Source organism: Acinetobacter sp. CY05 (genome assembly GCF_059515805.1).
This window is the reverse complement of sequence record NZ_JCAKMW010000007.1, coordinates 78,516-98,161: the sequence shown is the minus strand read 5'-3', so window position 1 is coordinate 98,161 and position 19,646 is coordinate 78,516. Positions and strand designations below refer to the sequence as shown.

The window sequence follows — 19,646 nt, the reverse complement described above, 5'->3', positions numbered from 1 at the left end:
TCCATCTACACTCAAAGTATAAATTCAACAATAAGTAGATGGATATGAACGATATCAATAATTTAAACGATCTCAATTACCAAGCACATTGGATGCCATTTTCTGCCAATCGACAATTTCAACGTGATCCACGTTTAATTGTAGGTGCCAAAGGGCATTATTTACAGGATCAACACGGTCGCCAAGTCTACGACTCCTTGTCTGGTTTATGGACATGTGGCTTAGGTCATTGTGTACCTGAAATTCAGCAGGCCGTGGCACAACAATTATCTCAACTTGACTATGCACCGGCATTCCAATTTGCTCATCCTTGGTCGTTTAAATTAGCAGAAAAAATCGTAGAAAAAATGCCTGCTGGTCTAGAACATGTATTTTTTACCAATTCAGGCTCAGAATCAGCCGATACATCCCTAAAAATGGCGCGTGCCTACTGGCGTGCCAAAGGTTTACCTAGCAAAACTAAACTCATTGGACGTGCCCGTGGTTATCACGGCGTCAACGTGGGGGGGACGAGTGTAGGTGGTATTGGGGGTAATCGTAAAACCTTTGGTCAAATGTTAGATGCCGACCATATTCCACATACCTTACAGCCGCATATTCAATTCCATCAAGGCTGTGCTGAAACGGGTGGAGTCGAACTTGCCAATGAGATGCTAAAACTCATTGAGTTACATGATGCATCGAATATTGCCGCTTTAATTGTAGAGCCTGTTTCAGGCTCTGCAGGTTGTCTTGCACCTCCGGTGGGCTACTTAAAACGTCTACGTGAAATCTGTGATCAACACAATATCTTACTTATTTTTGATGAAGTGATTACAGGTTTTGGGCGCCTAGGCGCGTGGACTGGCGCAGAATATTTTGGCGTGACACCTGACATCTTAAACTTTGCCAAACAAATCACCAATGGTGCCATTCCTTTAGGTGGCGTGGTCGCAACGCGTGAGATTTATCAAACCTTTATGCAACAAGATTTAGCAGAACATATGGTTGAATTTGGGCATGGTTATACCTATTCCGCACATCCTGTGGCTTGTGCTGCGGGCTTAGCCACCATTCAAGCCTTAGAAGAGCAGCAGGCGATTGAAAGTGCCGCAACGCTAGCACCTGAGTTTGAGCGCTTATTGCATGGCTTAAAAGGTACACCACATATTGTCGATATTCGTAACTGTGGTTTGATTGGCACGGTACAGCTGGCCCCACGTGACGGTGATGCAGCCATTCGTCCATTTGAAGCGGGACTCAAACTGTGGCAAGCAGGCTTTTACGTCCGTTTTGGTGCAGATACGCTGCAATTTGGACCCATGTTTAATGCCAAAGCACAAGATTTAGATCGCTTGATCAATGCGGTCGGTGACACTCTATATCAACTTGAAGCAACAACAAAAACAGCATGTAGCGCTTAAGGAATTACACATGAACTTTAATGAAAAATTTGATCAAGAACAACAAAACACCAATGTAGTAGGCCATTTTATTGGCGGACAAGTACTCCAGCATAGCGAACGCACCCAAAACGTCTATAACCCAGCGACAGGCGAAATAACCAAACAAGTGGCACTGGCAGACAGTAAAACTGTTGAGCAAGCGATTGCGGTTGCAGCTGCAGCTTTTCCTGCATGGCGTGATACCCCAGTGATTAAACGCGCACGTGTTATGTTTAAGTTTAAAGAACTGTTAGAGCAACACAGTGCAGAGATCTGCGCCTTGATTGGGCAAGAACATGGTAAAATTTTGCATGATGCTGCAGGTGAGTTGCAACGTGGTATTGAAAACGTTGAATATGCCTGCGGTGCGCCAGAGTTCTTAAAAGGTGAATTTAGTAAAAATGTAGGACCTGATATTGACTCATGGAGTGAATTTCAGCCGCTAGGTGTGGTGGCAGGTATCACCCCATTTAACTTCCCCGCAATGGTGCCCCTATGGATGTTCCCAATGGCGATTGTCTGCGGTAACACCTTTATTTTAAAACCCTCTGAAAAAGATCCATCAGCAAGCTTATTCTTAGCAGAGCTACTTCAACAAGCCGGTTTACCAGATGGTGTATTTAATGTAGTGAATGGTGATAAAGAGGCCGTCGATACGCTATTGCATGATCGTCGTATTCAAGCAGTAAGTTTTGTGGGTTCGACCCCAATTGCTGAATATATTTATGCGACTGCCACATCCACAGGTAAACGCTGCCAAGCACTAGGTGGAGCGAAAAACCATGCCATTATCTTACCTGATGCCGATGTCGATAATGTAGTGAGCTCTTTACTTGGTGCTGCATTTGGTTCATCTGGCGAACGCTGTATGGCTTTATCGGTTGCGGTGGCTGTAGGGGATGAAATTGCCGATGTGGTAATTGAAAAATTACAGGCTGAAATTCAAAAACTTAAATATGGCAATTACGCCGATACCAACAACGATTTTGGTCCAGTGATTAGTGCCGCTCATAAAGCCAAAGTAGAAGGTTATATCACCAGTGCAGAACAGCAAGGTGCTAAAATCGTGGTGGATGGTCGTGGTGCTGCACCACAAGGCTTTGAAAAGGGCTTCTTTGTGGGTCCAACTTTAATTGATCAAGTCACGCCAGATATGCAAAGCTATCAAGAAGAAATTTTTGGTCCAGTGCTACAAATTGTGCGTGTTGCGACCATGCAAGAAGCGATGCAACTCATTAACGAGCATGAGTATGGCAACGGCACCTGTATCTATACCCGTGATGGTGAAGCCGCGCGTTATTTTAGCAGCCATATTCAAGTGGGAATGGTGGGGATCAATGTACCATTACCTGTGCCCGTGGCATACCATAGCTTTGGTGGTTGGAAGCGTTCATTATTTGGTGACTTATATGCCTATGGTCCAGATGGTGCACGTTTCTACACACGACGTAAAACCATTACTCAGCGCTGGCCATCTGCGCATGTGCGTGAAGCCAAACAATTTTCAATGCCAACATTAAACTAAACCTACAACTTAAGGGAAATGCTGTGCATTTCCCTTATTTTTTTCAACCCGAGTATCTCTCATGTAAAAATAAAACAATAAAGGAAGCCCTGATATGCAACCCGAAACCAAACTTCCTGAAGGACTGAGTAATCGTCATATTATGATGATTAGCATAGGCGGCGTGATTGGCGCAGGTCTATTTATTGGCTCCTCTGCTGCGATTGCCAAAGCAGGCCCAGCAGTGGTGATTTCGTATATTTTAACCAGCGTATTGGTATTTTTAGTCATGCGTATGCTGGGGGAAATGGCGGTGATGCAACCTGATACAGGTTCATTTTCTACCTATGCACGTAAAGCGATTGGCCCTTGGGCAGGCTTTAGCATTGGTTGGCTCTATTGGTGGTTTTGGGTGTTGGTCATTCCCATTGAAGCCATTGCTGGTGCAGCTATTTTAAGCTCATGGTTTCCTATGGTGCCTGCATGGCTATTTGCCTTTGGGTTTGTGGTCTTCCTCAGCTTAGCCAATTTCTTTAGCGTGAAAAACTTTGGGGAATTTGAGTTTTGGTTTGCGCTGATTAAAGTGGTGGCGATTGTTGGCTTTATCGCAGTGGCGCTCATGGCGGTACTGGGTTTTTGGCCATTAGCACCCGATGTCAGTGGTGTTGCCAACCTCATTCAAAATGAAGGCTTTATGCCTAATGGTATTGGCAGTGTACTAGGAGCTGTTTTAATTACCGCATTTTCTTTTTTTGGCGTGGAGATTTTATCGATTGCCGCAGCTGAAGCCAAGAATCCACAGGAGAAAATCCAAAAAGCCACCAATTTGGTCTTGTATCGTATTATTTTATTCTTTGTGGTATCTATTTTCTTGGCAGTGTCTTTAGTGGATTGGCGCTCACCATTATTACAACAATATGGCACCTTCCAGTATGTACTAATGACGCTTAATGTCCCAGGGACTAAACTGATTATTGATACTGTGGTCTTTATTGCTGTGGCCAGTTGTATGAATGCAGCTCTATTTACTTCATCACGTATGTTATTTTCCTTAGGCACACGTGGTGATGCACCTAAAATCATGACTAAACTGACCCAACACGGTGTGCCACGTGTGGCAGTACTTGCCTCGACCTTGATTGGTCTAATTGCATGTTTGGCCAATTATATGTTCCCAGGTCAAGTCTTCGGCTTTTTGCTGTCCACTACAGGAGCAATTGCCTTATTGGTCTACCTAGTGATTGCAATTTCACAGCTACGTTTACGTCGCCATTACATTCAACATCAAATTGAAGTGCCATTTAAAATGTGGCTGTTCCCATGGCTGACTTGGTTTGTAATTGCAGTGATTCTAAGTGTTTTAGGTTATATGTTCTTCTCACCTGAATATAGCTATGAAACTATGTTATCGCTGGGGATTACCTCCATTGTGGTAATTTTAGGTATTATTGTGACACGGCGTCGTCGAGAGCGTTATGTGCCTCTCAAGCATTTAACCAAACAATCCTCAGTTTAAAATTCAAATTAAAGCCTCCTACTTCAGGGGGCTTTTTTATGCCTTTATGAAAGACCATTCGGCCTAATAATAAAATATTATATTTTTTATTTGATAATAATTATCATTTAAATAATAATACCATGCCTTATGACAAAAAGAGGGTCAAGGATGCATACCATGGGCTACCTATTGACTTTAAGCGGTGCAATAGTTGTGTATTTATCCCATTCCAATCAAATGCTATTAGAACAGCCATTTAGAAAAACTGGCATGTGGGGCGGGGCAATCCTACTATTGATTGCCTTGGTTTTACTATTTCTCAGCCTACCAAAAGCAGTGGCATTACTAACTTGGTTAATTCTACCCATCACCGTATGGAGTTTTATGCCTTTTATCGGCTTGGCTAACAGGGGATTAGATCAATGAATCGCAAAGTCCAGATTCAGATTCAACCTGACTGGTGGGTCAAAAGTATTTTAGGCACAGTACTGAGCCTGCTCCTCGCAGTAGGACTAGCCAATTTAATGATTGTACTGTTTAAACCCTTTATGGCTTTAGATGTATTGGCGCAAATGGGGATGTGGAGCATAGCCATTTTATTCTTAGCTTTACTGTTTGGTTGTTTTTATTTTAAAACGGGTTGGCACATGGTTGGGGTTATGAGTGTTATGAATTTTCTCAGCTATGCACTGATTTTTGCGCTACGAGGATTAATATGAAAGTTCGTAGCGATATTATGAAGCTCTCCAAAACCATGCATACTTGGGTTGGCGTCTGTTCTGGGATTTTACTATTTATCTGCTTCTTTGCCGGTGGCTTAAGCATGTTCCAACACGATTTAAGCCGTTGGGGTACACCACAAGCGCAAGTCTTACCCGATATTCAAGCGGACCAATATAATCAACTCATTGCACAAGTACAACAGGCGTATCCTGCAACACAAAAAGGCTTTACCCTGAATATTTCTTCGCAAGAGTTTCATCATGCACCCCTGATATGGACTGAGCGCCAAGGACGTGGAGAAGGCTTTAACACCACACAAACAGCATATTTAGCCAGTTTAAATTCTCAAGGTGAGTTAATCAGCAGTCAAGAAAATCTCTCCAAATTGGGGTGGTTGATTGAACAACTGCATGAAACTGCAGGAATTCCGGGCATGGCCGGACATCACACCTTAGGGGTGTACGTCATGGGCGTGGTGGCAGCACTGTATTTTCTTGCTTTAATGTCAGGTTTAATTATTTTACTGCCGACATTGGTCAAAGATTATTTTGCTATTCGTCCGGGTAAAAATAAGAAGCGTTTCTGGCTGGATACACATAATGTGATTGGTATTACTAGTTTACCCTTTCATATTGTGATTAGTTTTACGGTTGTGGTCTTTGCCTTCCATGATTATTTTTATGATTCTATTCGGCAACTGGCTTTAAAAGGAGAGTCACCTTTTGCACGACCACCTGCTCAGGTCATTGAAATTCAACAACAGCATATTGATGTTCAGCAAATTTTGGCCAAAGTCCAGCAAGTTGCGCCAGAATATGAGGTGAAATACATTCAATTTAGTGGATTAGATGAACCACAAAAAGCCAATGCACGGATTGCTCTATATAGCTCATCACAGCTGCTACGTGGGGCAAATAACGACTTTATGCGTTTAAATCCTTACAATGTGGAGGTGTATGATCATCGTGGAATTAACACTCAAACAGACCACGCCAATACGTTGATTAATGCCTTATTTAGTATGCATTTTGGCAGCTACGGCGGCAATGGCGTGCGCTGGATTTACTTTATTTTAGGAATTGGTGGGGCATTCTTATTCTATTCAGGCAATATTTTATGGGTAGAAACGCGTGCACGTAAACAAAAGCGCCCACAGGATCCTGTACCAGAGCAACGTAAAGATGTGATTTTTCTTGCCAATCTTACCATTGGTACTTGTTTAGGCTGTGTACTGGCGATAGCAACCAGCATGTTGGTGGGCAGATTGGCGCATATCTGGATGGAAGTGAATAGTATCAATCATCTCTATATGTATAGTTACTATGCAATATTCATGATTGTCACTTTATATACCTTTGTGATTGGTTATCAGCGTGCCTTAGCGCAGATCTTATGTAGCATTGCAATGATATTAATGCTGATTCCAATATCGTCCTTGGTGGCATATCTATGGCCGAATAGCGGTTTGTGGTACCACGCAGATAGCATCAGTATTGATCTGATGGCCATTCTATTGAGTTTTCTATTTTTCCAATTTTACAAAAATGCGAAAAAACGTGCCATAACTGCAGAACCTGGCAGTTTATGGGCATTAGAAAAAGCTTAAACATCTCAATTGCGTATAAGCCCAATCAGGCTTATACGCGCTTTAAATACTCATGTTATGCAATTTATCAATCATATTAAACAGTTATTATTTCCATATATTCTACTTGAACATACTGTGTTAACAAATCAAGCTGCCCATATTCAAAAACTCCCTGGTGCTTTACAACAAGCGGCGATCACACGAAAAGATGAGTTTTTAACAGGGCGTTGTCTTGCTGCGAAAATTTTGCAACAGCAGGGTATAGAAGATACTCAAAATGTGTTCCATTATCCGTTACCTGAGTGGCCTACAGGTTGGCTCGGGAGTATTAGTCATTGTGCAACTGATGTAATTGTTGCCTTAACTCAGCAAGCCGATTATCTCGGTATAGATCTTGAATATTGGGTTGACGCTGAATTTGCGATGCAAAGTGCTGATTTATTACTACATGCGCATGAAAAGCAACTGTATGCGAACCTTGCCTCGCAACTCTCTTGGACAGAATATTTGACTTTAGTCTTCTCGATCAAGGAAAGTCTGTATAAGGCCATCTATCCTAAAGTGCAGCAATACATTGATTTTTTAGAGGCCTACATTGTAGATATTGATTTAGCGACGCAAACCTTAAGTTTAAGTTTTACCGCAGACATCCAACATCAGCATCAATTACAGCGTGAATATTATGGTTATTGGTATGCTGACACAGACTTTATCGCAACGATGGTCAGTGATCTTATCAATAAAATGCCTTTGCAGCCTGAAGACTCAGCAATGAGCAGTGCTTAAAGCTATGCAATCCGAAGCAGATTGAAGTCACAATGCTTAAGATTTAAATATACAGACAAGCATTAAAAAAGACCCAATCGGGTCTTTTTTTAAAGTAAGTCTAAAGACTCGGATCTTGAATAGCAGCACGGCGCATGCCTTGTAGCTTGATTAAACACAGTAAGCCAAAGCTGAGACTGAGCATACCAAAGCAAAATAGACTGCTTGAAATAGGTAAAAAGCGGGTGAGGACACCTAATCCGGTGGCGGCAATAGAATCCCCAGATGCATCTTGTGCCAGCCAAATTGAGTTAATACGGCCCAAATATTCATCCGGTGTATGTCCTTGTACAATACTGTATTGCAGCAAGTTGGCAACAGACATTAAATAACCAAAAGTACATAACCATACTAAGCACAAAATCAGCCAAGGCGTCATACTGATGAAAATAATACAACTGAATACCCCCAGACAGGCATAAAGCATCACCAAGCCCGGACGCTGAATCTCTTTCGCCCACGCACTAAAGAGTGCAGCGAAAGTTGCACCTAAGGGTACAGCAGCATACATGAGTCCTAAACTAGTACTAGACCCCCCAAATTGAACAGCATTCCACTCGGGGAATAAAATACGAATCGCACTACTAAAACCTAAACAGGTTCCAATTAAAATGGTACTGCCAACAATTTTATTGCGGAAAATAAACTCAAAGCCTTGTTTGAGTTGTTGCAGAGGATGTTCATTCTGGGCGGTGGATTTGGGTTGCATTTGCGGTAGAGCCAGCAGCAAGAGCACGGTCATCAGTGTACCAATCGCAGAGATCCAGTAGACATTGGCAACAGAGGAGGACGCAATTAAGATACCGCCTAAAGCTGGCGAAATAACGGTCGCTAAACGTACAGACAGCATACTAATTGCGCGGGCCTGAACAATATTTTCACGCCCAACAATACTCGGCATGATGGACATCATGGCCGTGACACCAATCGCGCCAAAGAAGCCATCCCAAGCGGCAAGGCTATAAATTACATAAAGTGAAGGATCTGACCACATCGCATTGATGCCTAGACCGACAAAACCGAGACCACATAGACTACGCGCCCAAACAATTAACCCTTTACGTTCATAACGATCGGCCAATACACCGCCCAACAATAAGCCAATAAACATCGCAATACCTTCACAGGCAGTGGCAAATGCCACCGCCAATGAATCACCGGTCAGGTCATACACCTGTTTGGGAATGGCAACCACGAGCATACCAATTGTGAGTAAGGATAAAGTTCTGGCCCAAAACACATGACGAAAATTTTTATTGGTTTTGAGTAAACTAAAATCAGTCAGCCACTTCATGCTTTAGCCTCACGGCGTGCTGCAACAATTTGAGCATTTAAAATTGGTCCTAAAGTTTTTAATTGCGCTGGTGATAAAATAGTGCTGTGACTGGCCTCCGCTAAGGACGTGATCGTGAGACGATCGACTAAAGGGGTCCATACCTGTTCTGGCTGAATATAGTTGAGTAACCCACGTTCAGCCACGCTTAAATACAGATGTCCTTTAAAATGAGGCATTTGATAAGGTTTTAATAAACGTACAGCATCACGATAATTGGCAAAGATATCCTCTTGCATACGTGTTGCCTCAGCATACAATTCGGAATCTGCATCGAGCATTAAATCAGCAAAGAATTGTAATTGCTCTGCTTCAGCATTTTTTTCTTCTATGGATTCTTCTTGCCATTGATGAATTTCTGCTGGATAGGTATCGAGTAAGCCTAAATAATCAACTTGTTCACCTTGGGCTTGTAATGCGGCTGCCACGCTGTAGGCAACCGTCCCCCCCAATGAGTATCCGAGTAAGCTATAAGGGCCATGCGGTTGTAATGCTTGAATTTGCTCAAGCTGTGCGCTGACCAATTGTTGCATGCTCTCACTGCGTGCCAATAAACCATCAGGACGTGGCGATTGTAAACCAATCAAACCAATCTCAGCATCGATATAAGGGCTAAGTGCAGTATATTGCCAAGCCGAGCCTGAACCTGGGTAGAAGCAAAATATTGGTCGTTGTGAACCTTCACGAATCGTAAATACAGGATCTGTGCTGGCATTGGCACTTGCATCCTGATGATTGAGAAGATGAACCAAACGTGCAATGCTGACATGACTCATGAGTTGCTGCATGGCAATGTTTTGATCAAAACGTTTACGAATTTCGATCGCCAATTTCATGGCTAAAATTGAGTGACCGCCTAAGCTAAAGAAATCTTGTTCTACACCAATACGTTGTTGTGTATTGAGCAGCTTCTGGAAAATCGACTCTAATTGTTGCTCTTGGGCAGTTTCAGCATAACGCATGACTTGCACATGTTGCTGAGGTTGTGGGAGAGCTTTACGGTCTAATTTACCATTATGTGACACTGGGAATTCATCTACACGGACCCAATGCTGTGGCAGCATATATGCAGGCAGCTGTTGGCTTAAGGCATGTTTCAGACGATCAATATCTACCTCTAACGCTGTTTTTAGATAAGCGACTAGGCTCAGTTCAGTCGTTTCGCCAACTGGCATCGCATGTACGACCACTTCACTCCGTGGCACTAAACTTTGCAGCAGTTGTTCAATCTCGCCCAATTCGATACGTTGACCACGAATTTTGAGCTGATCATCGCTACGCCCTAAGTATTGTACGCTGCCATCGCTATTCCAACGTGCCATGTCGCCGGTACGATACATTCGTTGACCGGCTTTAAATGGATTGGCGACAAAGCGTGTTGCAGTTAAATCACTGCGCCCTAAATAGCCCAGCGCCAATTGATCACCTGCTAAATATAATTCGCCTTGCTGATCAAAACCAACAGGACGTAAATGTGCGTCTAGAATATAAAGTTCAGTATTCCAAACCGGATAGCCGATCGCGACGCTGCTATTTGTCCCTTGATCTTGTGCTGCAGGGAAGTAGCTAACATCGACTGCTGCTTCTGTTGGGCCATATAAATTATGCAGTTGAGCACTAAAATGTCGTCGGAAAGCGCTTGCTAGATGTGAGCTTAAGGCTTCGCCACTACAGAACACCTGCTTCAGCGGCAGGGCTTGAATTTGTGTTGGATGCAGTGCTTGTTGCACGGCACTTTCAAACACAGAGAGCATGGATGGGACAAAGTGCAAAGTCGTAATGTTGTGCTGTTGAATGCATTCGATTAAGGCCAGTGGATCACGATGGGCATCTGGCGCTGCCATATACAGACGCGCACCAACAAGATACGACCAGAAGAACTCCCACACTGATACATCAAAGCTACACGGCGTTTTTTGTAAAATACAATCGTGTTGATCAAGTGGATATTGATGTTGCATCCACAAAATACGATTGACAATCGCTTGGTGTGACACCAATACCCCTTTGGGGCGTCCCGTAGTGCCTGAAGTGTAAATTAAATAGGCCGGATGGGCAGGGCTAATTTGTGTGGGGTTAAGACTTTGAGTTTGGCTCTCAATAGCGGCTAACTGGTCAAAAATAACGCTCGGCATAGCAGCAATCGCATTGAAGCGTGTATCTGCTTGAATGAGTACCTTCGGCTTAGCATCTTGTAACATAAACTCAATACGCTGCAGCGGATGTTGCACATCAATCGGCATATAAGCCGCACCGGCTTCAATCACCGCTAAAATTGCGATACTTAAATGCACAGATCGTGGTAAGGCTACCGCAACAATCTCACCCGGACCAACACCATGCGATTGTAGCTGCGCGGCTAAATGCTCAACTTGGGCGCGTACTTGTGCAAAGCTCAGGCAATGCATTGCATCTTCTAAGGCGATCTGATCCGGTGTTTGAAGGGCTTGCTCACGCAATAACGCTTGCAACGTGATTTGCGGTACAGGATATGCTGTTTGATTGACCTGTTGAATCAAAGCGGCGGCCTGTGTATCTAGCAGCGGATAAGCGCTAATCGCTTGCTCAGGCTGAGTTAAGGCGATTTCAATCCAACTAACCAAACGTTGTAACAATGCTTCAGGTGCTTGTAATACGCCACGTTGTTCAAGTAATAATTCAATCTCTTGATCTGGAATGACCAATAACGCCAGTGGATAATGACTATAGCCACGATTGGTGAGATTGGTAATGTGCGCATCACCTAGAGCCTGCTGTAAATATTGATGATCAGGATAATTTTCAACCACCAATAATGTGTCAAATAATGGGCCTTGAGCACAGATTTCTTGAATGGCATTTAAGCCTAAACCGTCATGCTCAAGATGGCGCATATGTAACTGTTGCAGCGCATCTAATTGTGACCATAGATCTGCTTGTGGATCAAGTTGGACACGTACCGGAATCGTATTTAGAAATAGTCCAATCTGTTGATCTAGGCCATCAATAGGCGCAGAACGACCCGCTACAGGGGTACCAAAGACCACATCCTGCTGGTGATTAAAGCTATTTAAAGTCATCGCCCACAGCATTTGCATAAACACGTTTAAGGTAATGCCGCGCTGACGTAACTGTTGCTGTAGGGCTTGAGTCAAACTGCGATTTAAACATATACGCTGCTCTTGGACCGCTTGATTCACCTGATCAAATAAAAGGGTCGTTGAACAGGTGTGCAAATCTTGTTGCCAAATACTGCGGCTTTCCTGCAGATCACGTTGTACAAGCGCCTGAATCACACTGTCATAGCTGTGCGATAACGGTGGTAAAGGTTTTAAATGAGTAAAGGCAGCAAGCAAATCTTGCATAAACAGTGGGGTTGACCAACCATCGGTGATCAGGTGATGCACAATCAGCACGAGTTCTGCACGTGATGGGGTGTGTAGTACCACAGCACGGATTAAACCGTAGCACTGATCAACTTGCATTGGTGTATGCAGCGCTTGTTCAATGTGTACTTCGAGCTGATCTTCAGAGACATAGAGATGTTGTAATGGCCAATCGTGTAGATCTTGATATGGATAAACAAACACAGCCTCGTCACTCGATTGACTATCAAAGCAACCGGCTAAATGTGGATGTTTGTGTAAGACCAAATTCAAGGCCAACTGCAAACGTGGCATATCAATATGACGGTCGAGGCTTAAGCGGGTAAAGGCTTGATAGTCGGCTTCTAGACTGCTTTGCGCATGGAATAACATGCCTTTTTGTAAGGGCAGTACAGGTAAAAAGCGAAAATGTTGGGCAGAATAACGCTGTTGTAGGGCATTTAAAGTGGCTTGATCGAGTACTTGTGCTTTGATGCTTGGCTTGGCTTCAGTTGGTTTTTGTACAACTTTGGCCATAGCGGCAATGGTTTTTAAGCGAAATACATCACTTGGCTTTAAGATCAGGCCGTGTTCACGCAATTGGGTACACAGCATAATGGCAGAAATACTATCCCCACCGACCATAAAGAAGTCATCATCAATGCCAATGCGGGTTAATTTGAGTACTTTGGCGCTAATATCACAGAGTAATTGTTGCTCAGCGGTTTCAGCTTGGCGGCTTTGTACACTGACCTGAGGTTTGGGCAGCGCTTTCTTATCCACTTTACCACTGACATTACGTGGAAACTCTGCCATGACCATCAGTGCTGATGGCACCATGTAATCAGGTAGATTTTGGCGTAATTGGGCTAAATACTGTGCTGCCAGCGCTGTAGCAAGCTGCTCATTTAAATCACGATCTTTCACCACACAATAACCGAGTAGACGGTGACTGTTATGAATAGGCTCAGCGATGACGACGACACTTTCTACGTCTTCTAACAATGACAGGGCATTTTCGACTTCACCAATTTCGACCCGATAACCACGAATTTTAATTTGATCATCACAGCGGCCCATGAATTCAAGTTTGCCCTGATGATTCCAACGGACTAAGTCACCTGTACGATACATCCGTTGACCTGACATAAATGGATTGGCCACGAAGCGTGTTGCACTTAAATCGGCACGGCCTAAATAGCCATTGGCAATACCATAACCGGCAATATAAAGCTCACCAATCACGCCAGTTGCGCAAGGTTGTAAATACGCATCTAAAACATAAGCTTGTGTATTGGCAATTGGATGGGCAATCACTGGACGTTGTGTGAGTTTAAGTTCTGCACGGAAAGTATCCACTGTATATTCGGTCGGGCCATATAGATTATGCGCGATTAAGTTGGGCTGTGCATTGAGCTGTTGCCATAAGGCCACAGGTGCTGCCTCACCACCAATTAAAATCAGGCTTGGATGATGTTGCCCCGGCTCGAATAAGCCATTGCTCATCATTTGTGCGCAAAAAGAAGGCGGTAAATCGAGGGTATCAATATGACGGGCTTGAATTTCTTGCACTAAGGCATAGGCGTCACGGCGCATATTTTCATCAAAAATATGTAACTCTTGTCCCCAAATCATCCAAAAGACCTGTAACCAAGAAGAGTCAAAGGAGAATGAATGAGTATGTGCCGCACGTAACGTACGCTCAGGGAAACGCGTATTGACTGCTTGTAAAGCAGGCAGGTAGATACTTGGACGGTGCGATAGAATTAAATTGACCAAGGAGCCATGGGTGTTCATCACGCCTTTAGGACGTCCTGTACTGCCTGAAGTAAAGATCACATAGGCCACATCTTGAAAGTCAAACTGACGTTGCTGAGCTGTAATATCCTCAGCCGATTGCGCCTGAATTTCTGCTTGTACGGCAGCATCATCTAAATAGAGCTGCGGCATATTGTTTGGCAGTTTTTGGCTGAGCGCTTGTGTGGTCACCACAAACAAAGGATGTGCATCTTCAGACATCATGTGCATGCGTTCAATTGGATAATCTAAATCGAGGGGCAAGAAGCTGGCCCCTGAGTTGAGTACCGACAGCATCAAAATAATTGAATCGCTAGAACGTGGAATCGCACCAGCCACGACTGTCTGGCGCCCAGCACCTTTGGCCTTTAAAAAACGTGTCAGCTGGTTAATTTGCGTTTTTACTTGGGCAAAACTGAGCTGCTTTAAATGGGGTCGTTCACCACTGACAATCGCAATGCGTTCTGGATATAAATTGGCTTGTTCATAAAAAATATCCAGTAAATTATTATAATGTGCTGGATGACGAAACACCGGTCCTGTACCCCACTCACGGAGTAATCTTTGTTCAGCAGGTGAAATTAAATTGAAGCTCTGACAGGCAGCGTCTGGTGCATATAGCGCCTGTTCAAGCAATAACGTCAAACGTTCAGCATGTGCTTTAAGCTCAGTCAGACGGTAACGTTCTGCATCGGCACGTAATTCAATGACTAATTCACCATTTTGTAGCATGAATGAAAATTCAAAATCATCGATTGGACCGGTCGAGATATGATGGGTATGAATGCTCTCACCATCGATATCAAGTGCTTGATCAAATGCTTTGTAATTTAAGATCGGACCATAAAGGCGTTCATGTACATCAATGGCATTGAGATCACGTAAAATTTGTTCGGCATCGTATTTTTGATGTCGGCGTACACGTTGCATTTCGGCTTTTACGTGCTGTGCTAAGCTTAACCATGACGCTTCTACTTCAACATGGAATTGTACCGGCAAGACATTTACGGTGGGTAAAGTTGAACGCAAGGCTTTTGAGCCGAGGCGGCGCATAAAGGGAATACCGACCACCAAATCACGTTTATCAGTCATTTTGTGTAGATAATGTAATGACAATGCCATCACCATATCAGGTAAAGCGAGTTTATGCGCCGCACTTAAGGCTTGGATTTTTGACAAAATGCCAGCTGAAAACTTGAGTTGATGTTGGATAAAATGTGCAGTGGTGGTCGCGGTGCGATGGTGAGTCGATAGTGTGATTGGCGTGGCCAATTCGCGACAATAGCCTTGCCAGAACTCACGATCCTGCGTAAATGCAGCACTGGCTAAATAGGCTTCACGCTCTTGGTGCACCTCAACCAAGGAGATAAAAGGTGAGGCTGAAATGGCTCGATTATGGTGAATGTCTTGATAGAGTTGGACAATACGTTTACTCAGATGAATAAAGCTAAAACCATCTAACATAATATGATGATAGCGTTGATACCAAAAGATCTTATCATGGGTAATAAACAAGACCTGACGATATAAGCTGGCACCTTGATCTTTGAGAGATTTAGCTGCTTCACGATCAGATGGCATCCAACTCCAAAGCCGTTCTAAAGCCTGCTTTTGGGATAAATGACGAAAATCAAAACATTCAATCTCAATGTGTTTATGCGCCAATTTTAAATAGGGCGCTGCTGGGTCACTTGAGTAATCAGCCACCACACTGTCAGCCTCATTTAAGCCTAGCTGAATGGCTTGTTTAAATTGCTCTAGGTTGAGATCTTTAGGCAACTCTAGACAGTGCGCGATACTATATAGATCATTTACTTCAGACAGATGGTCGGCTAGAAAAATACCCAATTGGGCAGATTGTAAAGGCCATTGTTGTTGTAGATAGGCTACATCTTCAGATAATTTTTGATTCATGATATCTTCCTTAAACTTGCGCAAATGGATTAATTTGTGTCCAAGATTGCGTCACATAATCCAAGCATTCTTGACGGGATGCTTGCCCGAACACGACTTGCCAACCTGCAGGAATTTCTTGAATTTCAGGCCATAGGCTGTATTCGCCTTGCTGATTTTTTAGCACTGAAAAGCGATAACCCTCATGATCAAATGGATTAATATAATTGTCTTGTAAAGTACTCATATGCATCGTTCCTTGCGATGGGAAAGGGGATTGGCGCTAAGATGAATATCTAGTTGACGTAATAAATCCTTACGCCAATGAATCGCATCATGGCCACCAGAAAAGATTTGAAATTCAACTTGGGTCGTGGGTTGTAAAGCTTGAAACAGATGCACAGCATCTTGGCGCATGTCTGTTTCTAAACTGCCCGCACTGATTGAAATATGCTTAACATGGCTGAGTGTCTGTGGCGCACGTTGTAGGTGCTGTAACAGCGTACTGCCTTGAAAAAGATAGTGACTCTGGGAAAAATCTGACCACCAGTACGCCCCTGACTGTAAGATCAGACCTTGAATATGTTGAGTATTATTTAAGGCAAGATAGAGTGCGGCTGTGGCCCCCAAACTTTGACCCACCAAAATAAAGTGTTTTGGACTAAAACTAGGATCAATGGCTTGAAGATAAGGGAAGAGCTGTTGGACGAGAATGTGATGAAAGGCATCTACACAACCGTAATATTTTTGACGTTGTTGGGTGTGAATGAAAATATAGCGTGCCGCTTGCCAGGTCTGTGCTTGAGTCTGCTGAGCAATTTGATTCAGAATGGATAAATCATGACACCACCACTGACCATCCAATAAAATTACAGTGGGACTCTCTGCTGTTAGCTCACCCATGGTTGCCATTTGGATAGAAAGGTCATCTACTTCAAGCTGAAATGAAATTAAATCCGAAGTTTTTTGATCTAAATAAGCGCCATTTAAATGGCATTGATTTACCAAGCGCGCCATACTGGCCCGATAGGCGGGATAAAGATTATGCGGGTCTTGTACACTGTGTTGTAATTGCGCCTGCCACCATAGACGTCGCTCTCGTTTATCTGTGCTGTTTGGGGCAGGTGTGTTTGATTCTACAATGACATAGCTGCCAGACCAGTCATGCGGTAATTCCAGTGTGTAGTAAAAAACGTCACTGTCTGGAATTTTTTTAAAGGCATTCCAAGTTTGATAAATACTTGGTGTTTGTGAATAAACGTCAATATAAACATGTTGAATATCATCATGTTGTCGCCATAAAAAAACGCAAGTTTGACTATTTTCATGTTGTTTGAATTGTAAAGGTTGTTGAAACGCTTGCCACCATGCCTCAGTCGCAAAATCATTGCGGGCAAAAAATGGATGTTGAAATAAGGGAATGCATTCTGGTTGCATGTTGCTCAAGTCCTGAAGCAAAAACTAGGTTAAACTACAAGAATGAATATCAATAGTAAATGAAAATAATTATCATTATAATCAATTAAAAAAACGGTAATTTTCATGTATTTTTAAAAATCAAATACTTAAGTTAAGAAATTGTTTGCGTGTTGATCAATACGGGCAGGGGGGCAACAGGAAACATAGTCATGGCTCTTGATAATAATGAGAATTGTTTGCATTATTCTTCGCGACGCTGTTCAGGCGTACGGAGAAAACATGATGAAAACGATATTAATCACAGGTGCAGCACAAGGAATGGGTGCTGCAGTGGCTTTAAGTTTATTAAAAGATGGACATCGAATTATTGGTCTGGATTGCCAAGCACCTCCTGAGCATTGGCAAATTGAACAACAGTTAACCCAAGAGCTGCGCGCGCGTTGGTTAGGCATTTGTCAGGATATTCGCGATTATGATGCGACCCAGAGTTTAGTTGCAGGTCTGATTGAACAATATGACTTAGATGCCTTAGTGAATGCAGCGGGAATTTTAAAAATGACCCGTTTATTAGAGGCAAAGGCTCAGGACTGGCAGCATTCATTTGCAGTCAATGTTTTGGCACCGATTTATTTAAGTCAGCAATGTGCGGCGCACTTTTGTCAAAAACGCCAAGGGTCAATTGTCACCATTAGTTCTAATAGTGCGCGCATGCCACGTATGGATTTAGGACTATATGCGACGACTAAAGCGGCTTTAAGCCATTATTGCCGTAACCTTGCGCTTGAAGTGGCACCTTATGGGGTACGTGTCAACGTGGTTTCACCCGGTTCAACCTTAACACACATGCAAAAACAGCTTTGGGATGGGGATGAACCACCTGCTTCAATTTTAACCGGTGATCTTAACCAATTTAGAACCGGTATTCCATTAGGGAAAATGGCCGAGGCAGAGGATATTGCCCATGCCGTACGTTTCTTTTTATCTGAACAGGCAGGACAAATTACCATGCAAGAATTGGTGATTGATGGTGGGGCCACGCTTGGGGTCTAAATATTTAAACAAGGAATGGTGATGAGTATTTTAACGGCATTCGCTGCAGAACAACACAGCTGTCAACATACAGCTTGGGCACATGAGGTGCTTAAGTGTCAAGAAAATGCAGGTTTTTTATTTGCAACACCTGAATATATCTTAACAGGTGAAAAAAAACGCGCTGACATTCAGGTCAGTCCTAACTCTAAGCTCAGTGACTGGATCAGTACGGCTAAACAGGCTTTATCCAATGCACAGGCTCAAAGTGATAGCAAAACTATGTTAATGGGCGGTATTCCATTTGCATCCTCGCACGATGTAAATCTAATGTTGCTCGATCAGATCAAAGTCTATCAAAAATTACTGTATCAACCTTATCATCAGCTGCACAGTTTAACCCTGAAATATGCCAGTTATATCCCTCAAGGCACAGATTATCAGGCACAAGTGCAATATTTGGTGGATGAAATGCAGGCGGGCAAGCTGAGTAAAGCTGTGTTAGCACGGATCTTAGAACTTGAGTTCGATCAACCGATTGATGCTTCAGCTTTATTGCAACAGCTCACGCAAGCTAATCCTGAAGGTTACAGTTATGCTGTGGCCAATGATCCTAAGCAGCATGGCTGGTTTATGGGAGCAAGTCCCGAACTTTTAGTCGGTAAACAGGGGCGGCAGATTTGGAGTAAGCCGGTTGCCGGAACCTTGGCTCGTGATCTAGATCCGATTCAGGATCAGGCCAATGCCCAGACCTTACTGCAATCTCATAAAGATCAACACGAGCATCGGGTGGTGATTGAAATGATTGCCGATACGCTGGCGCCTTTTTGTAGCAAGTTGAATATTCCCAAGCAGCCTGAGCTCATTCGTACGCAACGTCTTTGGCATTTAGCTACACAGATCCAAGGTGAACTTAAATCTAAAGACACCCATGTCTTAGACTTAGTGCAATACCTGCATCCAACGCCTGCCATTTGTGGTCAACCGACACACACTGCCAAAGAATTAATTTTAGCTTTAGAACCATTTAACCGTGAATTATTTGCCGGCACCATGGGTTGGGCAGATTGTGAGGGCAATGGTGAATGGTCGGTGACTGTCCGCTGTGCCCGTATTCAGCACAGCATTGCGCGTTTATTTGCAGGGGCAGGCATTGTCAGCGCTTCGCAACCTGAAGCAGAACATGCTGAAACCGCCGCGAAGTTGCGTACTGTTTTAGATGGTTTCGCATTAAATCCAACAGATATACAGGCAGTTTTGGAGTCTTAA

Annotated in this window: 13 protein-coding genes; 9 read left to right on the top strand and 4 right to left on the bottom strand. The window is 43.4% G+C overall.

Annotated features, from left to right (window positions below):
- The first annotated feature begins 44 nt into the window (after positions 1–44).
- The 7 genes from aptA to AC5YCD_RS07905 all read left to right on the top strand — a co-directional run bounded on the left by aptA (position 45) and on the right by AC5YCD_RS07905 (position 7,523).
- Complete coding sequence (gene aptA, locus AC5YCD_RS07935) at positions 45–1,403, top strand: omega-aminotransferase AptA (RefSeq protein WP_496129518.1); 1,359 nt, start codon at positions 45–47, stop codon at positions 1,401–1,403.
- 10 nt (positions 1,404–1,413) lie between these two features.
- Entirely contained in the window at positions 1,414–2,949 is a 1,536-nt protein-coding gene (locus AC5YCD_RS07930) for a CoA-acylating methylmalonate-semialdehyde dehydrogenase (RefSeq protein WP_496129517.1), read from the top strand.
- A gap of 94 nt (positions 2,950–3,043) precedes the next feature.
- Positions 3,044–4,444: an amino acid permease gene (locus AC5YCD_RS07925; protein WP_496129516.1), complete on the top strand. Its 1,401-nt coding sequence runs from the start codon at positions 3,044–3,046 to the stop codon at positions 4,442–4,444.
- Between the two features lie 159 nt (positions 4,445–4,603).
- A complete protein-coding gene (locus AC5YCD_RS07920; RefSeq protein ID WP_496129515.1) occupies positions 4,604–4,852 on the top strand; it encodes a hypothetical protein in 249 nt (82 codons plus the stop codon).
- Entirely contained in the window at positions 4,849–5,145 is a 297-nt protein-coding gene (locus AC5YCD_RS07915) for a hypothetical protein (protein ID WP_496129514.1), read from the top strand. The genes AC5YCD_RS07920 and AC5YCD_RS07915 overlap by 4 nt, the downstream gene beginning before the upstream one ends.
- Positions 5,142–6,755: a PepSY-associated TM helix domain-containing protein gene (locus tag AC5YCD_RS07910; protein WP_496129513.1), complete on the top strand. Its 1,614-nt coding sequence runs from the start codon at positions 5,142–5,144 to the stop codon at positions 6,753–6,755. The genes AC5YCD_RS07915 and AC5YCD_RS07910 overlap by 4 nt, the downstream gene beginning before the upstream one ends.
- Positions 6,756–6,812: 57 nt before the next feature.
- The gene (locus AC5YCD_RS07905) at positions 6,813–7,523 is read left to right on the top strand and encodes a 4'-phosphopantetheinyl transferase family protein (protein ID WP_496129512.1); all 711 of its coding nucleotides are present in this window, start codon (positions 6,813–6,815) and stop codon (positions 7,521–7,523) included.
- Between the two features lie 100 nt (positions 7,524–7,623).
- Here the strand turns inward: AC5YCD_RS07905 and entS are convergent, their stop codons facing one another.
- From entS to AC5YCD_RS07885, 4 genes are read right to left on the bottom strand one after another with little or no spacing between them, the layout of a single operon-like run.
- A complete protein-coding gene (gene entS, locus AC5YCD_RS07900; RefSeq protein ID WP_496129511.1) occupies positions 7,624–8,856 on the bottom strand; it encodes an enterobactin transporter EntS in 1,233 nt (410 codons plus the stop codon).
- Entirely contained in the window at positions 8,853–15,950 is a 7,098-nt protein-coding gene (locus tag AC5YCD_RS07895; RefSeq protein ID WP_496129510.1) for an amino acid adenylation domain-containing protein, read from the bottom strand. Before AC5YCD_RS07895 ends, entS begins: the two co-directional genes overlap by 4 nt.
- Positions 15,951–15,960: 10 nt before the next feature.
- Positions 15,961–16,176 (bottom strand): MbtH family protein, encoded by a 216-nt coding sequence (locus AC5YCD_RS07890; RefSeq protein WP_496129509.1) that lies wholly within the window; start codon positions 16,174–16,176, stop codon positions 15,961–15,963.
- Positions 16,173–17,366 carry an alpha/beta hydrolase-fold protein gene (locus AC5YCD_RS07885; protein WP_496129508.1) on the bottom strand — a complete coding sequence of 398 codons (1,194 nt, stop codon included), beginning with the start codon at positions 17,364–17,366 and terminating at the stop codon, positions 16,173–16,175. The genes AC5YCD_RS07890 and AC5YCD_RS07885 overlap by 4 nt, the downstream gene beginning before the upstream one ends.
- 261 nt (positions 17,367–17,627) lie before the next feature.
- Between AC5YCD_RS07885 and AC5YCD_RS07880 the strand changes: the two genes are divergently transcribed.
- Both AC5YCD_RS07880 and AC5YCD_RS07875 read left to right on the top strand, forming a co-directional pair.
- Positions 17,628–18,398, top strand: a complete 771-nt coding sequence (locus AC5YCD_RS07880) for an SDR family oxidoreductase (RefSeq protein ID WP_496129507.1) — start codon at positions 17,628–17,630, stop codon at positions 18,396–18,398.
- A 21-nt stretch (positions 18,399–18,419) separates the two neighbouring features.
- Positions 18,420–19,646, top strand: a complete 1,227-nt coding sequence (locus tag AC5YCD_RS07875) for an isochorismate synthase (protein ID WP_496129506.1) — start codon at positions 18,420–18,422, stop codon at positions 19,644–19,646.